At 65.3% G+C, this 23,997-nt stretch carries 24 protein-coding genes and 1 other annotated feature; of the genes, 8 read left to right on the forward strand and 16 right to left on the reverse strand.

Going from position 1 to position 23,997, the window contains the following annotated elements; translation table 11 throughout:
* Positions 1-36 precede the first annotated feature (36 nt).
* Positions 37-969, forward strand: a complete 933-nt coding sequence (locus ACVWYO_RS00525) for an IS5 family transposase (protein ID WP_457348219.1) — start codon at positions 37-39, stop codon at positions 967-969.
* Positions 970-974: 5 nt separating this feature from the next.
* Here ACVWYO_RS00525 and ACVWYO_RS00530 read toward each other — a convergent pair whose 3' ends face one another.
* The 3 genes from ACVWYO_RS00530 to ACVWYO_RS00540 all read right to left on the reverse strand — a co-directional run bounded on the left by ACVWYO_RS00530 (position 975) and on the right by ACVWYO_RS00540 (position 5,520).
* Positions 975-3,206: a TonB-dependent receptor plug domain-containing protein gene (locus ACVWYO_RS00530; RefSeq protein ID WP_457348221.1), complete on the reverse strand. Its 2,232-nt coding sequence runs from the start codon at positions 3,204-3,206 to the stop codon at positions 975-977.
* A gap of 202 nt (positions 3,207-3,408) precedes the next feature.
* Positions 3,409-4,842, reverse strand: coding sequence for an adenosylhomocysteinase (gene ahcY / locus ACVWYO_RS00535; RefSeq protein WP_457348223.1), 1,434 nt, complete (start codon positions 4,840-4,842; stop codon positions 3,409-3,411).
* A 105-nt stretch (positions 4,843-4,947) separates the two neighbouring features.
* On the reverse strand, positions 4,948-5,520 hold the full coding sequence (locus ACVWYO_RS00540) for a YqgE/AlgH family protein (protein ID WP_457354805.1): 573 nt from the start codon (positions 5,518-5,520) through the stop codon (positions 4,948-4,950).
* 119 nt (positions 5,521-5,639) lie between these two features.
* On the opposite strand from ACVWYO_RS00540, the gene ACVWYO_RS00545 reads away from it, so the two are divergent.
* From ACVWYO_RS00545 to ACVWYO_RS00560, 4 genes are all read left to right on the forward strand, one after another.
* Positions 5,640-6,119: a redoxin family protein gene (locus tag ACVWYO_RS00545; protein ID WP_457348224.1), complete on the forward strand. Its 480-nt coding sequence runs from the start codon at positions 5,640-5,642 to the stop codon at positions 6,117-6,119.
* 109 nt (positions 6,120-6,228) lie between these two features.
* The gene (locus ACVWYO_RS00550; RefSeq protein WP_457348226.1) at positions 6,229-6,504 is read left to right on the forward strand and encodes a hypothetical protein; all 276 of its coding nucleotides are present in this window, start codon (positions 6,229-6,231) and stop codon (positions 6,502-6,504) included.
* An 83-nt stretch (positions 6,505-6,587) separates the two neighbouring features.
* Positions 6,588-8,042 (forward strand): AMP nucleosidase, encoded by a 1,455-nt coding sequence (locus ACVWYO_RS00555; RefSeq protein WP_457348228.1) that lies wholly within the window; start codon positions 6,588-6,590, stop codon positions 8,040-8,042.
* 72 nt (positions 8,043-8,114) lie between these two features.
* Positions 8,115-8,630 carry a hypothetical protein gene (locus ACVWYO_RS00560; protein ID WP_457348230.1) on the forward strand — a complete coding sequence of 172 codons (516 nt, stop codon included), beginning with the start codon at positions 8,115-8,117 and terminating at the stop codon, positions 8,628-8,630.
* Between the two features lie 12 nt (positions 8,631-8,642).
* Here the strand turns inward: ACVWYO_RS00560 and ACVWYO_RS00565 are convergent, their stop codons facing one another.
* From ACVWYO_RS00565 to ACVWYO_RS00605, 9 genes are all read right to left on the reverse strand, one after another.
* Positions 8,643-9,359: an SIMPL domain-containing protein gene (locus ACVWYO_RS00565; RefSeq protein WP_457348232.1), complete on the reverse strand. Its 717-nt coding sequence runs from the start codon at positions 9,357-9,359 to the stop codon at positions 8,643-8,645.
* Positions 9,353-11,191, reverse strand: a complete 1,839-nt coding sequence (locus ACVWYO_RS00570) for a M2 family metallopeptidase (protein WP_457348234.1) — start codon at positions 11,189-11,191, stop codon at positions 9,353-9,355. The genes ACVWYO_RS00565 and ACVWYO_RS00570 overlap by 7 nt, the downstream gene beginning before the upstream one ends.
* A 52-nt stretch (positions 11,192-11,243) precedes the next feature.
* Positions 11,244-12,005, reverse strand: coding sequence for an alpha/beta fold hydrolase (locus tag ACVWYO_RS00575; protein ID WP_457348235.1), 762 nt, complete (start codon positions 12,003-12,005; stop codon positions 11,244-11,246).
* A complete protein-coding gene (locus ACVWYO_RS00580) occupies positions 11,986-12,432 on the reverse strand; it encodes a GFA family protein (protein ID WP_457348237.1) in 447 nt (148 codons plus the stop codon). The genes ACVWYO_RS00575 and ACVWYO_RS00580 overlap by 20 nt, the downstream gene beginning before the upstream one ends.
* Positions 12,429-12,881 carry a GFA family protein gene (locus ACVWYO_RS00585; RefSeq protein WP_457348239.1) on the reverse strand — a complete coding sequence of 151 codons (453 nt, stop codon included), beginning with the start codon at positions 12,879-12,881 and terminating at the stop codon, positions 12,429-12,431. The genes ACVWYO_RS00580 and ACVWYO_RS00585 overlap by 4 nt, the downstream gene beginning before the upstream one ends.
* Positions 12,882-13,099: 218 nt before the next feature.
* Positions 13,100-14,128: an aspartate-semialdehyde dehydrogenase gene (locus tag ACVWYO_RS00590; protein ID WP_457348240.1), complete on the reverse strand. Its 1,029-nt coding sequence runs from the start codon at positions 14,126-14,128 to the stop codon at positions 13,100-13,102.
* A gap of 61 nt (positions 14,129-14,189) precedes the next feature.
* Positions 14,190-14,906, reverse strand: coding sequence for an MgtC/SapB family protein (locus ACVWYO_RS00595; protein WP_457348242.1), 717 nt, complete (start codon positions 14,904-14,906; stop codon positions 14,190-14,192).
* Positions 14,907-15,079: 173 nt separating this feature from the next.
* Positions 15,080-17,308, reverse strand: a complete 2,229-nt coding sequence (locus tag ACVWYO_RS00600) for a DPP IV N-terminal domain-containing protein (protein ID WP_457348244.1) — start codon at positions 17,306-17,308, stop codon at positions 15,080-15,082.
* Between the two features lie 82 nt (positions 17,309-17,390).
* The gene (locus tag ACVWYO_RS00605) at positions 17,391-18,749 is read right to left on the reverse strand and encodes a DUF418 domain-containing protein (protein WP_457348245.1); all 1,359 of its coding nucleotides are present in this window, start codon (positions 18,747-18,749) and stop codon (positions 17,391-17,393) included.
* Positions 18,750-18,858: 109 nt separating this feature from the next.
* Here ACVWYO_RS00605 and ACVWYO_RS00610 point away from each other — a divergent pair, with 109 nt between their 5' ends.
* The 3 genes from ACVWYO_RS00610 to ACVWYO_RS00620 all read left to right on the forward strand — a co-directional run bounded on the left by ACVWYO_RS00610 (position 18,859) and on the right by ACVWYO_RS00620 (position 22,100).
* Positions 18,859-19,719 carry an alpha/beta hydrolase gene (locus ACVWYO_RS00610; protein WP_457348247.1) on the forward strand — a complete coding sequence of 287 codons (861 nt, stop codon included), beginning with the start codon at positions 18,859-18,861 and terminating at the stop codon, positions 19,717-19,719.
* 34 nt (positions 19,720-19,753) lie between these two features.
* Positions 19,754-20,440, forward strand: a complete 687-nt coding sequence (locus ACVWYO_RS00615; RefSeq protein ID WP_457348248.1) for a pentapeptide repeat-containing protein — start codon at positions 19,754-19,756, stop codon at positions 20,438-20,440.
* Between the two features lie 53 nt (positions 20,441-20,493).
* Positions 20,494-20,549, forward strand: a sequence feature (sul1 is cis-regulatory element that is thought to sense ions involved in sulfur or methionine metabolism; They are found in Alphaproteobacteria).
* Positions 20,550-20,621: 72 nt separating this feature from the next.
* Positions 20,622-22,100, forward strand: a complete 1,479-nt coding sequence (locus tag ACVWYO_RS00620; RefSeq protein ID WP_457348250.1) for a SulP family inorganic anion transporter — start codon at positions 20,622-20,624, stop codon at positions 22,098-22,100.
* 72 nt (positions 22,101-22,172) lie between these two features.
* On the opposite strand, the gene rplS is transcribed toward ACVWYO_RS00620, so the two are convergent.
* From rplS to ACVWYO_RS00640, 4 genes are read right to left on the reverse strand one after another with little or no spacing between them, the layout of a single operon-like run.
* Positions 22,173-22,565 carry a 50S ribosomal protein L19 gene (gene rplS, locus ACVWYO_RS00625; RefSeq protein WP_457348252.1) on the reverse strand — a complete coding sequence of 131 codons (393 nt, stop codon included), beginning with the start codon at positions 22,563-22,565 and terminating at the stop codon, positions 22,173-22,175.
* Between the two features lies 1 nt (position 22,566).
* The gene (gene trmD, locus ACVWYO_RS00630) at positions 22,567-23,298 is read right to left on the reverse strand and encodes a tRNA (guanosine(37)-N1)-methyltransferase TrmD (RefSeq protein WP_457348254.1); all 732 of its coding nucleotides are present in this window, start codon (positions 23,296-23,298) and stop codon (positions 22,567-22,569) included.
* Positions 23,295-23,687 (reverse strand): PIN domain-containing protein, encoded by a 393-nt coding sequence (locus ACVWYO_RS00635; RefSeq protein WP_457348255.1) that lies wholly within the window; start codon positions 23,685-23,687, stop codon positions 23,295-23,297. Before ACVWYO_RS00635 ends, trmD begins: the two co-directional genes overlap by 4 nt.
* Positions 23,666-23,953 carry an AbrB/MazE/SpoVT family DNA-binding domain-containing protein gene (locus ACVWYO_RS00640; protein ID WP_457348257.1) on the reverse strand — a complete coding sequence of 96 codons (288 nt, stop codon included), beginning with the start codon at positions 23,951-23,953 and terminating at the stop codon, positions 23,666-23,668. Before ACVWYO_RS00640 ends, ACVWYO_RS00635 begins: the two co-directional genes overlap by 22 nt.
* Positions 23,954-23,997: the final 44 nt, after the last annotated feature.

Below are 23,997 nucleotides of genomic sequence, written 5' to 3' on the forward strand. Positions count from 1 at the left end.
ATTCACGCAGGGAATCGAGCGGTATAGATAGGCGTAATGCCCAAACCTGCCGCACCTGTGTATCGTACGACGAACTGGCCTGAGTATAATGCGGCGCTGAAGCGGCGTGGGTCGCTGGAAATATGGTTTGATCCGGAGATGCACTGGCTTTCGAAGCCGTGTGGTCGCCCTGGTCGCCCGATGCGGTTTTCAGACAGCGCGATAGAGCTGTGCCTGACGCTGAAGACGCTGTTCAACCTGCCTTTGCGGCAAGTGACGGGGTTGGTTTCGAGCCTGATCAAAATGGCGGGGCTGGATTGGTCGGTGCCGGATTATACGACGCTGTGCCGACGGCAGAAGACGTTGAAGGTCAACCTCGGCGGGCGGATCAGCTCGGGCGGACTGCACCTGCTGGTCGACAGCACCGGGATCAAAATGACGGGAGAAGGCGAGTGGAAGACGCGCAAACACGGACCGTCCTACCGTCGCCAGTGGCGCAAGGTGCATCTCGGGATTGATGCTGGGACGCTGGATATCCGGGCCATTGAGGTCACGACGAATGCCATTGGTGACGCACCGACGCTGCCCGTTCTCCTGGCGCAAATTCCCGGAGACGAGCGGATACTCAGCGTCGGCGGAGATGGCGCTTATGATACCAGGGACTGCCATGCCGCTATTGCCGGGCGCGGTGCCGATGCGGTCATCCCGGTCCGCCGCAACGGGCAACCATGGGCAGAAGGCGGTCCCGGCGTCGATGCACGCAATGGAGCGCTACGCGCGACAAAGCGGCTTGGTCGCGCAATCTGGAAAAAGTGGAGCGGCTATCATCGCCGCAGTCTGGTCGAGACCAAAATGCACTGCTTCAAACTCCTGGGCCAGCGCGTTGTCGCCCGCACCTTCGATCGTCAGATTACCGAGCTCAAAGTCCGTGCTGCAATTCTCAATCGGTTCTCCGAAATAGGAACGCCGGTGACCGTCCGCATCCAATAACATCTTCAAGTAAAACGTCGGTCATGCTCTCGCGTAATTATGCAACAAAGCCGATCGGTAATCGCAGGCGCGCGGAACGACTTGGTGAAGTTCCCGCGGAACTGGATGTCGCGAACCGGCGAGATCGTCCCGCCCGCGGTCCAGGAGAAGAACCCGCCATTGGTCGAATTGTCGACATAACGACCGCGAGCAAACACTTCTGCCCGGTTGAGGAACGACAACCCGTTCTCGGGGGTCACCAGCGGGACGTTGATTTCGCCGAAGACCTCGTTGGTATGATATCCGCCCGAAACCGGCGAAACCGCCGAACCGCGGCCCAGCCCCTGCTGCTCGAACTGACTCGGGATGAAGTCGCCACGCTCGTCACGATGTTCGTAGCCGACGTTGAAGCCGACATCGTTGCCGAACAAGGAGAAGGGGCTGCCGCCGACATTGGCGTTGATCACCCATTGCGTCAGGTTGGTGCGCGACCGGTTGGTCGCGATGACATAGTCCTTCGCCGCCTGGCTGGCGCGCCCTTCGCCGCGCAGGTTGAGCGGAACGCACGCTGCATCGGCGACCGGCGCGATGCCCGATTGATCGCTGAAGCCATACGCATTGGTCGGATTGGTCGTGCAGACGACCTGCCCCGAACCGTTGGTCGTGTAGTTGACCGCGTTGATGAAGCGCTGAGCGTTGATGTCCTGGTGGACGTCAGTGATCTCGGAACGACCGTAATTGCCGCTCACCTCATAGGTGAAAGACCGCGACCCGACGTTGAACGCGCCGCGCAGGCCCGCCACGCCACGATACAGGTTGGTCGTGTTATACCCTGCCGTATCCGCCAGATCGGCCGAGGCGCGTGAGACTTCGAACGTCGTCACGCCCGCGGCCGTCAGCGTCGCACGCGCTTGCGGGGTCAGGAAGGGATTGGAGATATCGTACAGCAACGCGCCGCTCGTCCCGCCGAACAGGCTCGAATTGAAGGTCGGCTGTGTCACCAGCTGATTGGTCCGCGCGTGATAATATTCGCCCTCGGCGAAGAATTTGAGCGCGGGCGAGAAATCGTAATTCAGGAAGCCGTTGAACGTGTCGCGGGTCACGTTGCCGGTGATCTGCGAATAGTCGTTGAAGCGGAACCCGTCCCCGCCGCTTGCGTAGATCGAGGGGAAGCGGATGCCGGTGTTATACGAACTGAGGTTGCCATCGGGGCCAAATTTGAGACCGCCCTGGGTCGTGCTGAGCAACTGCGTGCCCGCCGCATTCTCGGCATAATCGATCAGGCCACCGCGGTTGAGCTGGAAAATGCTGATGTCGCGAACGACGACGGTGCCCGGGAAGCCGTCGGTCGTGCTGTTGTTATAGCCGATCGACGGGTCGATCCGGCCGTCATTTGCGGCTGCGAAACCGGGGCCGCGCAACGCGGCGGCCGCGGCCGACGTCGGGTTTGTGGCGTTGCCGAGATTGTCGCGGAGGAAGGCGCGATCGTTATAGGCGACCCCCCGCACGTCATCACGCGAGTAGGACATCGTGATGTTGCCGCGCCCGCCGCTGAAATCGGCCCCGCCCAGGATTGCGGCGTTATAGCGGAAATTGTCGCTTTCCCCCGTGATGCCCGAATTGGCCTGGACCAGCAGACCCTTGTAGCGGTTCTTGAGGATGACGTTGACCGTGCCGGCAATCGCGTCCGAGCCGTAAACCGGCGCGCCACCGACCGACACGGTATCGATATGGTCGATCAAGATTGTCGGAATGACGTTGAGATCGACCTGCGTGCCCGCAGCCGAGCTGCCGAACAGGCTCGGCGTATTCGAACTGACGAACCGCCGCCCGTTGACGAGCGTCAGTGTGCGATTTGACCCGATCCCGAACCCGTTGACGAAATTGACGCCCTGCCCATAGCTGCCCTGCGCGCCATCCGGCGTCGTGCTGCCGCGGAAGCCGGGCTGCTCGTTGAGCGCATTGGCGACGTTGGTGATGCCGCGATTTTCGACATAGTCGCGCGTGACCGTAACGGTCGGCTCGAGCGATGTCAGGTTGCGGCGCGGAATGCGCGATCCGGTGACGACGATCTCGCCGCCATCGGAGCGGCCCTCGGCATCGACGGTGTTCGACGGCGTGATCGCCGCAGGATCCGGCGCCTGCCCCGCGACCGGTTTTTCCGATTGCGCGAAAGCGGGCGACACGCCGACGGCGCACAGCGCCAGCAACGACGACGATACGATGAAAGCTGTACGACGCGCGGCAGTGATATGCATTAAGAGCCCCTCTCAATGATCTATTCTAAGATCTTGAGTTAGGATCGCGAGCTTGCCGCGTTTTGGCAACAAATCGTTCACAAATGAAACTAATTGGCGCGCGCCCTGTGATCCACGTGCCACAAAAAAGCCGCATCGGACCTAAGTCCGATACGGCCTTTGTTACGGTAGCGTACCGTTAAAACGGTACGGATCGATCGCTTTAGTAGCGGTAGTGATCCGGCTTGAACGGGCCCTCGACCGGCACGCCGATATAACCCGCCTGCTTCGAGGTCAGCTGCGAAAGCTTCACGCCGAGCTTCTCGAGATGCAGCGCGGCGACCTTCTCGTCGAGATGCTTCGGCAGGACGTACACTTCGTTCTTGTAGTTCTCGCCCTTGGTCCACAGCTCGATCTGCGCGAGCGTCTGGTTGGTGAACGATGCCGACATCACGAACGAGGGATGGCCCGTCGCGCAGCCGAGGTTCACCAGACGGCCCTTGGCGAGGATGATGATCTGCTTGCCATCGGGGAACTTCACCAGGTCGGTGCCCGGCTTCACTTCGTCCCACTCATAGTTCGACAAAGCGGCGATCTGGATCTCCGAATCGAAGTGGCCGATGTTGCAGACGATCGACATCGGCTTCATCGCCTTCATGTGATCGGCGGTGATGACGTCGGCATTGCCGGTCGCGGTGCAGAAGATGTCGGCGCGGGTCACGGCCTCTTCCATCGTGACGACTTCGAAGCCCTCCATCGCCGCCTGCAGCGCGCAGATCGGATCGACTTCGGTGACCATCACGCGCGCGCCGCCGTTGCGGAGCGACTGCGCCGACCCCTTGCCGACGTCACCGAAGCCGGCGACGCAGGCGACCTTGCCGGCGAGCATCACGTCGGTGGCGCGACGGATCGCGTCGACCAGCGATTCCTTGCAGCCATAGAGGTTGTCGAACTTCGACTTCGTCACCGAGTCGTTGACGTTGATCGCCGGGAACGGCAGCTCGCCCTTCTTGGCGATCTCGTACAGGCGGTGGACGCCCGTCGTGGTCTCTTCCGAGACGCCCTTCAGGTTCTTGACGGTCTCGGTCAGGTAACCCGGATACTTCGCGACGAACGCCTTGAGCGCGCGCTGGAACTCGACTTCCTCGTCATTCTCGGGCTCGCCCAGCGTGTGGCCGGCTTCAAGCTTGGCGCCCCACAGCGCGAACATCGTCGCGTCGCCGCCATCGTCGAGGATGATGTTGGCGGTCGTCGCGCCGTCAGCGCCGCCTTCGACCGCGCCCCAGTTGAAGATGTCGCCGACATAGTCCCAATAATCGGCCAGGCTCTCGCCCTTGATCGCGAACACGGGAACGCCCGTCGCGGCGATCGCGGCGGCGGCATGGTCCTGCGTCGAGAAGATGTTGCACGTCGCCCAGCGGACGTCGGCGCCGAGCGCGGTCAGCGTCTCGATCAGCACCGCGGTCTGGATCGTCATGTGGAGCGAGCCGGTGATGCGCGCGCCCTTCAAAGGCTGCGAGGCGGCGAATTCCTCGCGCAGCGCCATCAGGCCGGGCATCTCGGTCTCGGCGATGTTGATTTCCTTGCGACCGAAATCGGCAAGCGTGATGTCGGCGACGACATAGTCCGTCGCAGGGCGGTCGAGAACGGTGGCCACGGGGGATTCTCCGGTTGTTTGATGCCGCCGCCCCTACCCGCAAAACGCCCCAGGATCAAATATAAAGATATCTTTATGTCTTGCCCGGAAATCGCGAAAACCGTCTCAGGCCCGCCCGGCTTCGCTCACCAGCAGGCGTGGATCGATCCCGGCGGCGGCGAAGCCCGCCTCCCACCGCGCATCGGTCGCGACGTCGTACAGCAGGTCCGGAGTCGCCTCGACGTTGAACCAGCCGTGGCGCGTCATCTCGCCGTCGAGCTGGCCCTCGCCCCAGCCAGCATAGCCGAGCGCGACGAGCCAGCGCGACGGGCCACGTCCCTCGGCGATCGCTTTCAGCACGTCGATCGTCCCCGAAAGGCCCCACAATGCACCCGCGCCGCCGACCACATCGATCGTATCCTGTCCGGCCCAGTCGAGCGTGTGGAGCACGAAGCCGCGCCGCGGCTCGACCGGCCCGCCGAGATGAACCGGCGCATCGGGCGCGACGCCCGGATCGATCTCGAGCTGCTCGATCACCGCGTGCAGCCCCAGCCCCTCGATCGTCGTGCCGATGCCGATGCCGAGCGCGCCCTCGGCATCGTGCGCGCACATCGCGATGACCGCATGATCGAAGCGGGTATCGCCGATTCCCGGCATCGCCAACAGGAACTGTCCGGTGAGGAAGGTTGCGTGGTCCATGTAGCGAACATAGGCCGCCTCCGCGCGGCTCGCCACGCTTGAAATCCGCCGGCGCCTATACGACGTACGGCACGCCGCGCGCACCCTTCTTGCCGGGCGGCCCAACAGGAGAGATTCCCATGACGATCAGCGTCGGCGACCGTATCCCGAGCGTAACCCTCACCAAGGCCACGGCCGATGGCCCCGATCAAATCAGCTCGGACGAGTTCTTCAAGGGCCGCAAGATCGCGCTGGTCGCCGTTCCCGGCGCCTTCACCCCGACCTGCTCGGCGCGCCATCTCCCCGGCTTCGTCGACAAGGCTGCCGAGCTCAAGGCCAAGGGCGTCGACGAGATCGCGTTCACCTCGGTCAACGATGCGTTCGTGATGGGCGCATGGGGCAAGGCGAGCGACGCCGGCGACATCGTGATGCTCGCCGACGGCAATGCCGATTTCGCCAAGGCGGTCGGTCTCACCTTCGACGGGTCGAAATTCGGCATGGGCGAGCGCAGCCAGCGCTATTCGATGCTGGTCAATGACGGCGTCGTCGAGCAGCTCAACGTCGAAGCGCCAGGCGCATTCGAAGTGTCGTCGGCCGAGCATTTGCTGAGCGAGATCTGAGCGCGCCACGGCCAGCCGAGCGATCCCCGCGCCGCGCCGTCGCGACGCGGGGAACTTGGCCGGTTCCAAGACGTTGCTTGAGTTGGGTTTATTGGAAAAGGGCAGTGCCATGAGCGACACCACAAGCGGTTCGACCAAGTCCGCCGACACCAGCACGACCGAAACGATCATCGAACAGGCCGAAGGGCTGTTCGAGCAGGCGAAGGATGCCGTGTCCGAGGCATTCGCGGCGACGGTCGATGCGGTAAAGGCCAACCCGCTCGCCGCCGCTGGCATTGCGGCGGGCGCCGCTGCGGCGGTTGCCGGTGCGGCGTTCGGCGCAAGCAAGCTGCTCGCCAAGGACGACGAGCCTGCAACGGGCAAGGCCAAGACCGACAAGGCTTGAGCCAGGCCGATACGCGCCATCGCGACGGTGTTCGGGATGGCGCCGACTTGCCAGCGTAACGTTCCCGGTTTAGCCCCTTCGGGATGACGCAAGCATCCGATATCGTCGCCGAACTCGATCGGCTATACCGCGCCTCGGTGGCGCGGCTTCAGGCGGCATTGACCGCCTATCTCGCCACCGGCGAACGCCCGGCGGCCGAAAGCCGCCACGATGGCAGCTTCGCCTATCCCGAGATCCACCTCCACTATCGCGGCGGAAGCGATCGGCCCACGCCGATGCGCTCCTTCGGTCGTCTCGTCACCGAAGGCGATTACGCGATCAGCGTCACCAAGCCCGCAATCTTCGCAGATTATCTCACCGAACAGCTGACGCTGCTGATCGAGGATTACGACGTCACCGTGGAAGCCGTGCCGGGGCGTCAGGAAATCCCGTTCCCGTACGTCATCGATCCCGGCCACGCGCTGAGCCTCGATCAAGTCTCCGCGGTCGAGCTGGCGCGATACTTCCCGGCGACCGAGCTCGCGCATATCGGCGACGAGATCGCCGATGGCCTGTACGAAGTCAGCGACGGGGCGCGGCCGCTCGCGCTGTTCGACGGGTTGCGCACCGACTTCTCGCTCGCGCGGCTGCGGCATTATACTGGGACGCCGCCCGAGCATGTCCAGCGCTATGTGCTGTTCACCAACTATCACCGCTATGTCGACGAGTTCGTCCGCTGGGCGTTCAGCCAGCTCGCGCCCGACGCCGAGGGGAAGCCCTCGCGCTACACCGGCGTGTCGGGCGCCGGCGGCGTACTGCTGCATGCGGGCGACGATGTCGAAGCGGCGCTCGCCGATACCAGCGCATGGCGGCGGCATCAGATGCCGGCCTATCATCTGATGGCGGCGGACGGCACCGGGATCACGCTCGTCAATATCGGCGTCGGCCCGGCGAACGCCAAGACGATCTGCGATCACCTGGCGGTGCTGCGGCCCGAGGCGTGGCTGATGATCGGCCATTGCGGCGGCCTGCGCCCGAGCCAGCGGATCGGCGACTATGTCCTCGCGCACGCCTATCTGCGCGATGATCACGTGCTCGACGACGTCCTGCCGCCCGCGATTCCGGTTCCCGCCATCGCCGAAGTCCAGCTCGCGCTCGCGCGGGCTGCCGAGACGATCTCGGGCCAGTCGGGCGACGAGCTCAAGCGGCGGCTGCGTACCGGCACGATCGTCACGACCGACGACCGCAATTGGGAGCTGCAATATTCGCGCAGCGCCTTGCGCTTCTCGCTCAGTCGCGCGGTCGGCATCGACATGGAATCGGCGACGATCGCGGCGCAGGGCTATCGCTTCCGCGTGCCGTACGGAACGCTGCTCTGCGTGTCGGACAAGCCGCTGCATGGCGAATTGAAGCTGCCCGGCCAGGCCAACCGCTTCTACGAACGCGCAATCAGCGAGCATATGCGGATCGGCATCGAAGCATGCGAGGAATTGCGCCGCGAGGGGCAGAAACTCCACAGCCGCAAGCTGCGCGCGTTCAACGAGCCGCCGTTCCGCTGATCCCTTCGCGGGGGTCGCGGAAACCCTGGCGGCTTCGTGCGTTACGCAAGCTCAACGAACAAGGAATGTGTCATGGCAACGCCGCCGAAAAAGCCGACCGACAGCGAGTCCAAGCGCCCGGCGGCGGACGCATCCGTGACGCCGGCGAAGCCGACTCCGCCGGCCAAAGCCAAGCCCGCCACCCCACGCAAAACGGCGACGACCGCTAAGACGCCGACGGACACCCCGGTAAAGGCCACCCCCGCCAAGGCCCCCGCCCCCCGCAAACCCGCCAAGCCGCGCCCGACGACCTCGACCCGCGCGACGGCGAGCAAGCCAGTCCCTGCGCGCAAGGCGCCAGCCAAGACGACCGCCGCCGCCGCCGCCACGCCGCGCGCCAAGTCCGGCAGCCGCTGGGGCAAAGCGACCGTCGTCGGCGGGATCGCCGCGATCGGCGCCGCCGCCACCGCAGCGCTCTTCGCCCTGCGCTCGAGCACGCCGCGCGACGAAAAGCTCAACCCCGGGGCGCACGCGCATCAGGCCGACGGCACCGATTCGAGCGCGTCGTTCGAAGCCGGGATCGCCGATGAAGGCACGATCCCGAACTGAGGGCTCCCTGCCCTATTTGGGCATCAGCGCATAATCGATCCACACCGTCGCCCGCTGGCGGATTTCGCCACTGGCGAGCGGCGGCGCCGGGCTCGAGACGCGGTACAGCATGCCAGTGCCGTAAACCTCGGGCGATGCAACGTTGCCGCGCTCGCTGACACGGATCACCCTGCCGAGCTTGAGGCCTAGCCCGCCAGCGTAGGCCTCGGCTTCAGCCCGCGCCTTGGCGATGGCGTCACGCCGCGCTGCGGCGACCGCCGCCGTGTCGTCGCGTAGCGTTAGGTTAGGACCGTTGACCGAATTGGCGCCGGCCGCAAAGGCCGCCGCGATCACATCCGGTGCGATGCCGAGCCGGTTGAGCGTGACCCCGACACTGTTGCGCGCGACATAACCCGTGATCTGCGCCTGCCCCTCATAATCGCTCGGGCCACTGCGCGCGAAGCGCGGCTGCACGTTGATCTGCTGTGTCCGGATGAAGCGCGGCTCGACCCCGGACGACCGCAGCGCGGCGACGACCGCCGCCATTTGCGTGGCGTTGGCGTCAGTCGCAGTGCGCGCGGTGGCGCCAGTGCTGATGACGCCGATCGACATCGTCGCCTGGTCGGGCTGCGCCGAAGCCTCACCGACGGCCTGAATCTGCAGGAGTGTCTCGCCCGGGAGTAGCGTCGTCTGCGCCGCCACAGGCGCGGCGAGAACCAAGGCTGCTGATGCGACCCAATATCTTACCATCCGCTTGTCTTCCCCTGGTTCTGCTTGTCCAACCACGCCTTGAGCGGTGCGAAATACGCGACCATCGCCTGCCCCGAAAGCTCGCGGCTGCCGGTGAACGCCTGCAGCGCCTCGGGCCACGGCTTCGACTGGCCCATCGCGAGCATCGCGTCGAGCTTCGCGCCGACCTCCTTATTGCCGTAGAACGAGCAGCGATGCAGCGGCCCGGTCCAGCCCGACTGCTTGCACGCCGCCTGGTAGAATTGGAACTGGTAGAGCCGCGCGAGGAAGTAGCGCGCATAGGGGACGCTCGCCGCGACATGGTATTTCGCGCCCGGATCGAAGCGCGTCTCGTCGCGCGCGACCGGGGGGACGATCCCCTGATACTTCAGCCGCAGGTCGTTCCAGCTCTTCTCATACTGGCCTTCCGGCGTCGCGCCCGAGAAGACGCCCCAGCGCCATTTGTCGACCAGCAGGCCGAACGGCAGGAAGGCGACCTTGTCCATCGCCTGCTTGAGCAGCAGCCCGATATCCTTGTCGGGACTCGGCACCTTGGCGGGATCGAGCAGGCCGATCTTTACCAGATAATCGGGCGTGATCGACAGCGCGACGAAATCGCCGATCGCCTCGTGGAAGCCGTCGTTCGCGCCGTTGCGGTAAAGGAAGGGCTGCGTGTTGTAGGCGCGCTGATAATAGTTGTGTCCCATCTCGTGATGGATGGTGACGAAGTCGTCGCCATTGACCTTGGTGCACATCTTGATGCGCACGTCGGCCACGCTGTCGACGTCCCACGCCGAGGCATGGCAGACGACCTCGCGATCGGCCGGCTTCACGATCTGCGAGCGCGCCCAGAACGTATCGGGCAGCGGCTTGAAGCCGAGCGAGGAGTAGAAGCCCTCGCCGGTCTTGAACATCTTGATCGGGTCGTAGCACTTGGCCTTGAGCAGATCGCCGACGTCATAGCCAACATCGCCCGCGCCCGCAGGCGCTACGACATCATAGATGTTGCCCCATTCCTGTGCCCACATGTTGCCGAGCAGATCGGCGCGGATCGCGCCGGTCTTGGGCTGCACCGCATCGCCATATTTGGCGTTGAGCTTCCAGCGGACATAGGTGTGGAGCGCCTTGTAGAGCGGTTCGACCTGCTTCCACAGCGTGTCGGTGGTCGTGGCGAACTGCTCGGGCGTCATGTCGTAGCCCGAGCGCCACAGCGCACCGACATCGGCATAGCCAAGGCCCTTCGCGCCCTGGTTGGCAATCACCACTTCGCGTGCGAAATCCTTCCGCATCGGCGCGCCGACCTGGTCGTGCCAGCTGACCCACATCTCCTTCGACTTGGCGGGATCGCGCACCTCGCCCATCGCCGCCTCGATGTCGCTGCCGTTGATCGGCTTGCCGTCGAGCGTGCCCTTGCCCTTGCCATAGTCGGAGCCGAGCCTGGTCACGATCGTCGACAGCTCGGATGCGGCGCCCGGCGTGGTCGGCGCGGGCAGCGTCAGGCCGTTGCGGAGCAGGTCGATCTTGCGCTTGGTGTCGAACGACAGGCCGGACACCCCAGCATATTTCGCCGCCTCGAGCGCGAGGCGGACCTGCATCTCGGTCCCCTCGGCGCCGAACTTGGCGGCGATCGCATCGGTGTCGTCGGTGATGTAGGTCGCGTTGATCCACGCCGCCTGCTGCGCGGGGGTGGAGAAATCGGCGAGCTCCTTCTCGGCGCGCGCGACGAAGGCGTCGGCCTCGGCGGTGGTCGGCGCGGCCGCAGTGGCGGCAGGCGCCGGTGCGGGCGCGGCGTAAGCCGGTGTGGTCGCCAGCGCCAGAACGAGCGCGAGCGAAGAAATTCCAGTGCGGATCATGAAAGGCCCCGTTTTGCGTGATGCGGCAATCTGTGCCGCGCCACGCGCCCGGTCAAGCCGCTAGAAACTCTGCAATTGCCGCGCCGAGCTCGGGCTTGAGCACTGCGCTCATATGGTTGCCCGGTACCGACCGGAAAGTCGCATGCGGCATGGCTTGGGCCAGCGCTTCGCCCGAGCCGTTGTCGTCGTCATCCACCCCGGTGAGCACCAAGGTCGGCGTCCCGACCGCCGCGATCGCTTCGGCGGGAGTATCGACGAAAGTGTCTAGGATCCGCAGCAACGCGACCGGATCGCCGCCGGTGGTCTTGAGGAACGCCTCGGTCAGCCACTCGCTGCTGCCGCGCGCGAAGCTGCCGAGATTGGTCAGCACGTTATGGAAATACTGCCCGCGCCCCGCAGTATGGAGGATACCCTCGAGCCCCATCCCCGACAGCACCGCACGCCGCGGCATCGCGCCATTGGCGAGCATCCGCATCGTCGTGCGCCCACCGAGCGAATAGCCGGCGAGATCGTAATCGGTGAGCCCTAGGTGTTCGATCAGCGCGAACCCGTCGCGCATCAACACGTCTGGCGGATAGGAAGCGGCATCATGCGGCTTGGCGCTGTCGCCATGCGCGCGCAGGTCGGGCATGATGACGCGGAAACCGGCCCCGGCGATCTTCGCCGCATGGCCGTATTTGATCCAGTTGATCGTGGCGTTGGAAAAATAGCCGTGGATCAGCACGACCGGCCGCCCCTCGCCCATCTCGCGCCACGCCAGGCGGGTGCCGTCGAAGCTTTCGAAAAACTGCGGTTCAGTCGGGGAGTTTGCCAAGCGCTTTCATCCATCGATCGGCCGTGGAGGGATTATCCGCCACGCGCGTCGTCGGAAGGTCCTTAGTGTCGAGCCATGCCGCGTGCCAAGTCTCGGGCGAGAAATGATGCGTCGGACAGAAGCGCGCCGGATCGTCGAAGCTGCCGACGGTGAGATCCATAGTCTCGCCCGGCTCGAGAAATTCGAACGTCAGCGGCGTGCCGCACGCATTGCAGAACCCACGCTGGGCGATCGGCGACGATTGATAGCGATCGGGTTCGCGCTCCCAGGTCAGGTTGGCGATCCTGACGCTCTTGAACGCGATCGACACGCCACCGGTGGCGCGCTGGCACATCCGGCAATGGCAGAGATACGCGTCGTCATTCGCGATTTCGACGCGGTAGCGGATGCGGCCGCATTGGCAGCCGCCGGTGACGGTTTCGGTCATGCGCGGGCTCGCATCATGATGGCGATGAACTCGGCCGGAGGCGCGTTCTCGGCAAAGGTCGGAACGTCGTCGGCGATCGTCACCCACGGCTGCTTGCGCTTCACCCAGATGTGCGTGCGCGGGGTCAGCGTGTCGCTCGCATCGAGCGTACCCGCCCGCACGACCGCGACCCCGGGGTGCGCGCTGTTGGTGTTGTAGATGCGGGCATGGCACACGCCGCACAGCCGCTGGTGTGATTCCGCTCCGCTGGCATTGGTGATTCGATAGTCGATCACCGGCCCCGTTACCGTAATGGCGTCCTCGCGGATGAGCGCCTGCTCGCTGAACGCGCTGCCCGACCAGCTCTGGCAATCCAGGCAATGGCAGCAATAGACCGGCGGCATCGCCTCGAGCGCGAGCGTGTAGCGCGTCGCGCCGCAGCGGCAGCCGCCGGTCAGGGTCTTAGGCAAAGCTTGGCTCCCCGCGTAGACTGGGCGGAGTATCGCGCGGGTTCGTGGTTGGCGCAACGGGAACCATCGATCCGGAGTATCCGCCCTCCCCATCCGTCATTCCCGCGAAGGCGGGAACCCATTAGCGTTGACGCCCGATGGTTCAGCGGCCAGCCAGTATGGATCCCCGCCTTCGCGGGGATGCCGGTTGGGGGGGTAGGTGCCCGAACGAGGTGCCGTCAGTCGCCCTTGTTCAGATACCGCCGCCCGAGCAGCTCCGCGATCTGCACTGCATTGAGCGCCGCGCCCTTGCGAAGGTTGTCCGACACGCACCACAAGGACAGCCCGTTCTCGAGGGTCGAGTCCTCGCGCACGCGGCTGATGAAGGTCGCATACTCGCCGACACATTCCACCGGCGTGACGTATCCGCCGTCCTCGCGCTTATCGACCAGCATCACGCCGGGCGCCTCGCGGAGGATCTTCTGCGCCTGTGCGGCCGAAATCTCGTTCTCGAACTCGATGTTGATCGACTCCGAATGCCCGACGAACACCGGCACGCGCACGCAGGTCGCGGTGACCTTGATCTTGGGATCGAGGATCTTCTTGGTCTCGACCACCATCTTCCACTCTTCCTTGGTCGACCCGTCGTCGAGGAAGCTGTCGATGTGCGGGATCACGTTGAACGCGATCTGCTTGGTGAACTTCTTGGCCTCGGCCGAATCGCCGACGAAGATGTTGCGCGACTGCTCGAACAGCTCATCCATCCCCGCCTTGCCCGCGCCCGATACCGACTGATAGGTCGAGACGACGACGCGCTTGATCTTGGCGAAATCATGCAAGGGCTTCAGCGCCACGACCATCTGCGCGGTCGAGCAGTTCGGGTTCGCGATGATATTGCGCTTGGTATAGCCAGCGATCGCTTCGGGGTTCACCTCGGGCACGATCAGCGGCACGTCGGGGTCCATGCGGTACAGCGACGAATTGTCGATCACCGTGCAGCCCGCCGCGGCAAAGCGCGGCGCGTGGATCGCGGTTGCTTCCGAGCCGATCGCGAACAGCGCCATGTCCCAGCCGGTCGGATCGAAATGGTCGATATTCTGGATCTTGAGCTTGCGCCCGGTCTCGCCGAAATCGACTTCGTCGCCCTGGCTGCGCGACGAGGCGACGACGGCAATATCCGCCAGCGGGAATTCGCGCTCCGCCAGAATATTGAGCATCTCGCGCCCGACATTGCCCGTCGCACCCGCGACCACGATCCGATAACCCATAACTTCCTCCAATTCGGATCGCGCCCGTAGCGTCATTACGCCGGCACGTCCAATCGCTTTGCTAATCGTGCGTGCGCGCCTGCCAGGTGGCATGGGAAATTCCATGCACCGTCGCGAGATGATCGGTCAGCGCGTCGAGCTCGCTCACCGCTATATTGGTACTGACGAGCTTGGCGACAATCTCCACCCGGTCCTCGCCCCGCGAGATGATGTCGAGCTCGGCGACCGGCAGCTGCGCGGTCTCGAGATGCTCGGTCAGCAGGTCGCCCATTGGTCCTGCTTCCTCGGCATCGGTGGTGATCGTCACGCTATACGTCGCCTCGACGCTGCGCCCTTCGAGCGGGATGCGGTTGATCGCGTCGACCAGTGGGCGGAGCATCGTGTTGGCGAGGATGACGAAGCCGGTGAGCAGCACCGCTTCGGCGATCATGTCGCTCCCTGAGATCGCGCCGACCGCGGCGGAGCACCAGAGCGTCGCCGCGGTGTTGAGCCCGCGGACGTTCATCCCCTCCTTCATGATCACGCCCGCGCCGAGGAAGCCGATCCCCGACACGACATAGGCGATGATCCGGATCGACTCGACGTCCCCGCCCAGCCGCTGCCCGAGATCGACGAACGCCGCCGATCCGAGCGCGACCAGCGCGTTGGTGCGCAGGCCCGCGGTGCGCTGGCGATACTGCCGCTCGGCACCGATCAAAGTGCCGAGCACGAACGCCACGAGATAGCTGACGACCGTGTCGAGGAACGGCCACAAATGGAAGGTGGTCAGGAAGCGCATGATAGAGCCGCCTTATGGGAACGGTGTGCTGAGGACTAAGGGCGAGCCGTAGAGTTGCCTCCTCCTCCGTCATTCCCGCGTAGGCGGGAATCCATTCTGGCTGGTCTCGCCGGCGGAGAGCACCCGTAACAATGGATCCCCGCCTGCGCGGGGATGACGGATGAGGGTTTGGCCTATTTCTTGTCCTTCACGTTGCGATCGAGGAACGTCAGGATCGTCCCCCACAGATGCTCGCTGATCCCCGGCCCGCCGACGCGGTGCGTGTAGCCCGGGTAGAACATCATCTCGAACGGCGTCGCGGTCGCCTGCATCCGTGCCGCAAACGCGGTCGAGTTGGTGAAGACGACATTGTCGTCGGCCATGCCGTGGATCAGCAGCAGCGGATCCTTGATGTCGGGCGCCTTGCCGAGCGCGTCGGACGCGAGATAGGCCTGCTTGTCTGCCACTGGCGAGCCCATGTAGCGCTCGGTATAATGGGTGTCGTATTGCTCCCATTGCGTGACCGGCGCGCCCGATACGCCCGCCGCATAGACGCCCTGGTTCGCCTCGAGCATCTTGAGCGTCATATAGCCGCCATACGACCAGCCATAGATCGCGACCTTGGCGGGATCGACGAACGGCTGGCTCTTGATGAACTTCGCGCCCGCAAGCTGGTCGGCGACCTCGACCGTCCCCATCGCGCGGTAGATGTGATCCTCGAACGCCTTGCCGCGATTGTACGAGCCGCGATTGTCGATCTGGAAATAGATATAGCCGTGCTGCACCAGATACTGCGGCAACGCCCCGCCCCAGCCGCGCGTGACCTGCTGCCCGGTGCCGGGGCCGCCATAATGCTGGAAGAAGACGGGGTATTTCTTGCCGGGCTCGAGCGGCGGGGTGATCATCTCGTAATAGAGCTCGGTGCCGTCATCGGCCTTGATCGTGCCGAACTTGGTCTGCTGGTGGCTCGCGAGATACGGGTAATAGGGATGCCCCGGCTTGACCGCATTCTCGTTGATCCACGACAGCCGCTTGCCGTCCACGTCCGCCAGATAGACCTGCGTCGGCTGGGTTGGGCTCGAGCGCGAGACGATCATCCGCGTCGCGGCGTCGTCCATCGTGCCATTGTTCCACCAGCCGGCTTCGGTGAGGCGGGTGATCTGGTTCGGGCGCGCGATGTCGACCGAATAGAGGTGCTGCTCGAGCACACCATCCTTGTTGCCGGTGAAGAACAGCCGGCCCTTGGCCTCGTCGACGCCGAGCAGCGCCTGGACGACCCAGTCGCCCTTGGTCAGCGCAGTCCACTTGCCCGCGGCAAAGCGATAGAGGTGGCCGAAACCCGTCCGCTCCGAACGCCAGATGAGACTCCCGTCCTTCATCGGGCGATAGGCGTCGGACAAATTGAGCCAGCTGCGCTCGCCAGATTTTTCGGTGAACAGCACCGTGGCTTTGCCCGTCGCGGGATCGACCTTGAGCATGTCGAGCGTCTTCTGGTCGCGGCTCTCGCGCTGGACGAGCAAAGCGCTGCCATCGGGCGTCCAGTCGACGCGCGCGAGATAGATGTCGGGGTCCTGACCGAGGTCGACCTTCACCTTCCCCGACCCGTCCGCCTTCATCACGTAGAGCGCGACCGCGACGTTGGGCGTGCCGGCGGCGGGATAGCGCTGGTCGTAGACCTTGGTCCCGTTCGCGCCGATCGCCGCACGCGTGACGATCCCGACGGGTGCCTCGTCAAACCGCTCGACCGCGATGTGGCTGTCCTGCGGCGACCACCAATAGCCCGTGCGCCGGTCCATTTCTTCCTGCGCGACGAACTCGGCCTCGCCCCAATGCACCGTCCCGCCGCCATCGCTGCTGACCGCGCGCGCATCGCCGCCGCCGAGCGGCTGGACGAAGAGGTTCTGCCCGCGCACGAAGCTGACGAACCCGCCCTTGGGGCTGATCACCGGGTTGAGCGCGCCATCGCCCGGCGCATTGGTCAGCCGCCGCGTCGTGCCGTCGAGCCCGGCGAGATACAGGTCGCCATCGATCGGCACGAGAATCGTTTTTCCATCAGGCGCCCAGTCATAGGTCACGATCCCCTTCGAGCCGGCGATGCGCGCGCGCTCGCGCTGCATCTTCTCGGCTTCGGAGAGTTCGGCGCCCGATCCGACCTTCTTCGAATCGACCAGCATCCGCTCCGCGCCGGTGCGCGTATCGCGCGCCCACAGATCGAAGCGCTCCTTCTCCTCGGCGCGCGGGCGCAGCGAGGTGAGCAAGGTGCCATCGGGCGAGAGCTTGACGCCGCGCGGCTGGACGCCCGAAAGATCGGGGCTGCCGAACACCGCTTTCAGCGTCAGCGGGGTGACCACGGAATCAGCAGCCATCGCCGGCACCGCCGCACAGGCGAGCATCACGCCCGCAAAAGCCCAACTCGCCCGCATCCCGCATCTCCAGTCCCTATCGCGCCCCAGACGGGCGGTGGAGCGCGCTTATCGCGGGCCCCGCGCGTCAGGTAAAGGGACGTTAGGCGAGCGCGGGCGCACCCTTGCCACGCGGCACGCGCGGACGCTTGCGCCATGGCAGCACGCGCTGCTCGACCAGCGAACGCCACGCCCATTCTACCGGCGCAATATCGTACTGCCGCACCCACAGGTTCGCGCCGACCAGCAGCACCGCGTCGATCACGAATGAGGTCACCATCAGCGGGCCCCAGCTCATCTTGCCGTACAGGCCAAGCACAAAGGGCGGATACAGCACCCACAGGCAGATCAGCGTCTGCGCGATATAGATCGACAGCGCGGTGCGCCCCGCCGCGACGAACGGCCGCAACAGCCGCGCGCCGAACGCGGTCTGGACGAGCAGGTTGATCAGCGCGACATGCCCGAGCGTCATCGCCTGCCGCGCGATCTCATAGCTCGCCCAGAAGGTATAGGGGCCGGTGCCGAACTGCATCTGCTCCTGCGCGCCGATCACACGCAGCGGGATCGCCACGCCGTATGCAATCACCGCCGTCCAGGCGTAGAACCGGCGCGAGCGGCGCCCCTGCAGGATGCCGAGCTTATAGAGCGCGGCGCCGAGCAGCATCACGCTCGCCGCCTCCCAGACGAACAGCACTTCGAGAAACTGCGATTCCATATCGAGGAAGCTGTGCCATTGCGCCGCCGCCCAGGTCGCGAAGCTGCCGCTTCGCGCGCGGTCCTCGGCGGCGATGTCGCTGCGCGACTTCGCCTTGCTCTCGGCGCGCTTCTTGGCTTTCTCGGCTTTGGCCTTGAGCAGCTTGCGCTCTTCGACCGTCGGCTTGGCACCCGCGGCGACCTTGGCCTCGATCGCTGCGACCTGCGCACGCGTGTCCAGCGTCCGATAATAACCGAAATACCCGCCGCCGACGAGCTGGAACAGCGCGAGCGTCAGCCCGATCATGATGAGCAACCGCGGCCGCAGCCGCCGGAACAGGAACGCCACCAACGCCGCGAGGCCATAGGTGTGCAGGATGTCGCCGGGCCACAGCAGGATGAAGACATGGACCAGCCCGAAGCCGAACAGGATCAGGTTCCGCACGTAATAACGCCGCAGCACGACCCACTCGCCCGCCCGTTCGGCGACACGGTCGGTCAGGATCACCATCCCCGCGCCGAACAGCATCTCGAGCATGCAGCGCGCCGTGCCATTGGCGAACACCTCGCGCAGCCACCACGCCACCTGATCGCTCGCCGACCAGCCGAGATGGCGGATGTCGTCGAACGACGCGTAGAGCGACTGCCCCATGTCGTTGATGTTCATGAACAGGATGCCGAGGATCGCCACCCCGCGAAGGATATCGAGCACCGCGATGCGCGGCGCGCCATCGGGTTCGGCGGCAGTGGTCATTGCGACGTCGGACATGATCCCCCCCATGGCCTCAAATCGCGAAAAGTATAGCGCGATGACGTGTGTTATGCAACCATAACACGATCGCGCTTGTGGGGAGCGCAGGCGCCGCCAAAGGGGACTTATGAAACCGCGTAAAATCCGCCTGCTCGCACAGGTGGCGCTCGGCGCCGCGCTCCTCGCCGCGACGGCAAGTCCGGTGTCGAGTCAATTGATCCATGACCGAATCTACCCCGCGCCGACCGCCCCGATCGCCGCCGCGCCGCTCCCAGCGGGCGCGCAGCGGGTGACGCTGACGACGAGCGACGGCCTCGCCATCACCGGTGCCGAGATCGCGGCTCGGCCGGGCAAGCCGACGTTGCTCGTCTTCCACGGCAATGCGTCGAGCGCGATGGACTCGCTCGACTGGTTCGCCCCGTTCGTCGCCGCCGGCTACGGCGTCGTCGCCGCCGAATATCGCGGCTATTCGGGCAATCCCGGGCGCGCCGACGAGGCCGGCCTCGGGCGCGATGCCGATGCGTTCTACGGCGAAGCCCGACGGCTCGCTGCCGGGAACCGCGTGATCGTCGTCGGGCACAGCATCGGCGGCGGCGTCGCGTTCGGCCTCGCCATGCGGCAGAAGCTCGACGCGCTGGTGACGATCGGCACCTTCACCGGCCTGCGCGCGATGGCGCCCAAGATTGCGCGCGCCTTCATTGCCGATCGCTACGACAATCTCGCCGCGGTGCCCAAGCTCGACGAGCCCTATTTCCTGATCCACGGCCTTGCCGACGACACCGTCCCCGCCGCGATGGGCCAGGAGCTCCACAAGGCCGCCTTCCTGGCGAAACGCGACGGCTTCAGCGCGGTGATCCGCGGTGCCGGGCACCATCCCGACGGCGCGGTCATCGCCCCGATCATGGAAGCGATCGCCGCGCGGCTCGACCATCCCGACGCCGCCACCCCGCCGCTGCCCGAGAACGTCAAGCTGATCGCGTTCCGATAGTCGCGCTGCGGAGCGCATCGGGCTAGGAAGAGCGATGACCGCCCCCCTCCCCATCGTGTCGAGCGTCGAACCGCTACAGCGCGCCAACATCGAACGCCTCACCCCGACCGGGCCGCAGCATCTTATCGACTGCGACCTCGACGACAGCGATCTGTCGGGGCTCGATCTGTCGCACTGGCACTTCGAGCGCTGCAGCCTGCGCCGCGCCGACCTGTCGGGCGCGCGGCTCGAGGCGACGGCGTGGGTCTCGTGCCGCGCCGCCTTCGCGCAGTTCACCCGCGCCGATCTCGCCGACGCGCGCTTCGAGGCGAGCGACCTCAACAATGCGAGCCTGCGGGCTGCAACGCTGACCGCCGCCAGCTTCGAACGCTGCAAGCTCACTGGCGCCGACCTGTCCGACGCCAAGGCGTTCGATCTGCGCTTCAACGAAGTCCTGCTGATCAACGCCAAGCTGCCGAGCTTCTCGTTCCGCAAGCAGACGCTGCGCAAGCTCGACTTCGGCCAGGCCGATCTGCGCAAGAGCGATTTCCGGGCGGCGGTGTTCGAAGACTGCAGCCTGCGCGACGCGGGTGTCGCCGGTTGCCGCTTCGACGGCGCCGACCTACGCGGCTGCGATCTCGGCGGGATCGCCCTGGTCGACGCGCGCCAGTTCCGCGGCGCGACGATCTCCCGCGAGCAAGCCGGGCAGTTGCTGGGAGAATTGGGTATGCGCGTCCTTTAACGCCCGCTGCGTGTTGCGCCGCAGCACAAACCGCATTACGTAGAGCGCACTCGCATGGACCCGGTGCAAATCCGGGTGGCTATTCCGGCCGCCGATCCGCCGGACAACGCACATCGCAATCCAAATTTTGACGCCGCTCTCGAGAGACGGCGCAGCTGCGATTTCTGCGGACACTCCTTTTATGAATGCTACTCCCCTGAAACGCTATGCCGCTGAATGGTTCGGCGGCGTCGGTGGCGCCCGCCGCGATGTACTCGCGGGTCTGGTCGGCACCTTTGCCTTGATCCCCGAAGTCATCGCCTTTTCGTTCGTCGCCGGGATCGACCCCGAGGTTGGCCTGTTCGCCTCGTTCGTCATCGGCATCGTCCTCGCCTTTGTCGGCGGGCGCCCGGCGATGATCTCGGGCGCCGCCGGCTCGGTCGCGCTCGTCGCGGCCGCGCTGGTGCACGGCCACGGCCTGCAATTCCTGCTCTACGCGACGGTGCTCGCCGGCCTGCTCCAGATCGTGTTCGGGCTGCTCAAGCTCGACGTGCTGCTGCGCTTCGTCTCGCGCTCGGTGCGAACGGGCTTCGTCAACGCGCTCGCGATGCTGATCTTCTCGGCACAGGTGCCGCAGATGCTCGGCGTCACCTGGCACACCTATGCGATGATCGCAGGCGGCCTGGCGATCATCTACCTCCTCCCGCGCATCACGACCGCGATTCCCTCGCCGCTGATCTGCATCGTCGTGCTGACCGCGATCAGCATCGCCTTCCCGATGCCGATCCACACCGTCGCCGATCTCGGTCGGCTCCCCACGTCGTTGCCGGCGTTCGCCTTGCCGAACGTCCCGCTCGACTGGGCGACGCTGCGCATCGTCGCGCCCTATGCCTTCGCGATGGCGGCGGTCGGCCTGCTCGAATCGATGATGACGGCGAGCGTCGTGGATGATCTCACCGACACCACCAGCTCCAAGGCGCGCGAATGCAGCGGGCTCGGGCTGGCAAACGTCGCGGCGGGCCTGTTCGGCGGGATCGCGGGTTGCGGGATGATCGGCCAGACCGTCGGCAATGTCCGCTATGGCGGCCGCGGGCGGCTGTCGACGCTGGCGGCTGGCGTGTTCCTGCTCGTCATCATGGTGCCGCTCCGCCCCTGGGTCGCGCAGGTGCCCGTCGCGGCGCTCGTCGCGATCATGATCATGGTGTCGATCAGCACTTTCTCGTGGAGCTCGCTCGCCGATCTGGCGCGGCATCCCAAGGTCTCGGGCGTCGTCATGCTCGCCACCGTCGTGGTGACGGTGGTGACGCATGATCTCTCCGCCGGGGTCGGCGTCGGCGTTCTGCTCAGCGGCGTGTTCTTCGCCTTCAAGGTGACCAAGCTGCTGCGCGTCGAGACCACGTTCGATCCGGCGACCGACACGCGCAGCTACAGCGTGTCGGGGCAGGTGTTCTTCGCCAGCGCCGATATCTTCGCCGATCAGTTCGATCTGCGCGACACGGCGCGCACCGTCCGGATCGACCTGACGCGCGCGCATCTGTGGGACGTCACCGCGGTCGGCACACTCGAGGACGTCGTTACCAAGATGCGGCGCCACGGCACGATCGTCGAGCTGATCGGGCTGAACGCGGCCAGCGCGATCCTGGTCGACCGGCACGCGCCCCTGGTCCGCGCCGAGGCCTAAGCACAAACAAAAAGGGCGCGGGGATCGAAATCCCCGCGCCCTTTCCTGTGCCTCGCGGCGCTAGCGATCCGATTACTCGGCAGCAGCGACCGTCTTGGCCGGACGCGTGTCGCGACGCTCGGCGATACGCGCCGACTTGCCGGTGCGGCCCCGCAGGTAATACAGCTTCGCACGACGCACCGCGCCCTTGCGGACGACTTCGATGCTGTCGACGTTCGGCGAATACAGCGGGAAAACGCGCTCGACGCCTTCACCGAACGAAATCTTCCGTACGGTGAAGTTCGAACCCATGCCCTTGTTCGAACGCGCGATGCACACGCCTTCGTAGTTCTGGACGCGGGTGCGCTCGCCTTCGACCACCTTCACGCCGACCTTCAGCGTATCGCCGGGGCGGAATTCGGGGATCTTCTTGTTCTCGAGAAACTTCGCGATGTTCTCGGCTTCGATCGTCTGGATGAGATTCATCTCATGCGTCCTTCTTCGTTCGTCGCGCGCCAGAGGGCGACTGGACCCGAGCACCCTCATGGCGCTCCCATAGATCCGGCCGCCTTAGCCGTGTTTCGGTCTCGGCCATGTGCTTGCGCCATGCCGAAATCCTCGCATGATCCCCCGATCGCAACACTTCGGGGATCGTGCGCCCTTCCCATTCATAAGGTCGGGTGTACTGCGGGTATTCGAGCAGCCCCGTTTCGAAGCTCTCGTCCACACCGCTGTGAGCCGCGCCCATTACGCCGGGGAGCAGCCGAATGCAAGCATCGAGCAGGACCAGCGCGCCCATCTCGCCACCCGACAGGATATAGTCGCCGATCGACACTTCCTCGATCTCGCGCGCGCCGAAGATGCGTTCGTCGAAGCCCTCGAAGCGGCCGCACAGGATGGTGACGCCGGGACCTTCGGCGAGGCTGCGCACGCGTGCCTGGGTGAGCGGCGCGCCGCGTGGCGTCATCGCAAGCAGCGGGCACCCGGCGGGCACGCTGTCGATCGCCGCGGCGAGGATATCGGGGCGCAGCACCATCCCTGCCCCGCCACCCGCCGGGGTGCCGTCGACGGTGCTGTGCTTGTCGGTCGCGAAGGCGCGAATGTTGCGCGCGTCGAGGCTCCATCGGCCCTCGCCGAGCGCACGCCCGGCGAGCGAGAGGCCGAGCGGGCCGGGGAACATCTCGGGATAGAGCGTCAGGATCGTCGCGGCGAAGGTCATTGTGTCCAATTCTCGACGCGCAGGCCGGGAATGTCGGCGAAGTCGCGCTCGTTGTTTGTGACAAGCGTCAGGTCAAGCGCGAGCGCATGCGCGGCGATCAACCGATCGAAGCTGCCCCGCTTGAATGGCAGAACGGCATACCGAAGCGCGCAGCGTCCGTCGAAATCAACCAGCGCGACCTGCTGCAAGAATGTATCGAGCACCGACATAGGCGGTGGTTTCCCACCCGCCGAACCGTGCGCCACCTCGCCAAAGCTGATCGCCGACACCGCCAGGTCGCCCGCATCGCAGGCAGTGACGCGGGCGAACAGGCATGGCTTGGTGCCGATCAGCAGATCGATGACCGTATTGGAGTCGAGCAAAAACTTCATTTTGGGTCGGTTGGCCAACCGGGCCAATCCGGATCGTCCCACACGCGCGGCGACGGATCGAAAATGCGATCCTCAGGCGTGAGCGGCTGCAGATCCGGGCACGATCCCCAGATCCCAGTCAGATCGATCTTGCGCTTGGGTGCGTCGAGCGGTTCGACCCGAAATGTCATCGCCGCCTCCTGCACGATCCGCACGTCCTCGCCCTCGACCATGCCGAGCCCCTTGGGCAGGCGCAGCGCGAGCGAGTTACCCGACTTGAATGTCTTCCCGATATATTCGGTCATGATGCACCTGTGTGTATACGCTGAGTATATACGGCATTCGCCCA

The sequence above is a fragment of the Sphingomonas sp. UYP23 genome, from assembly GCF_054059235.1.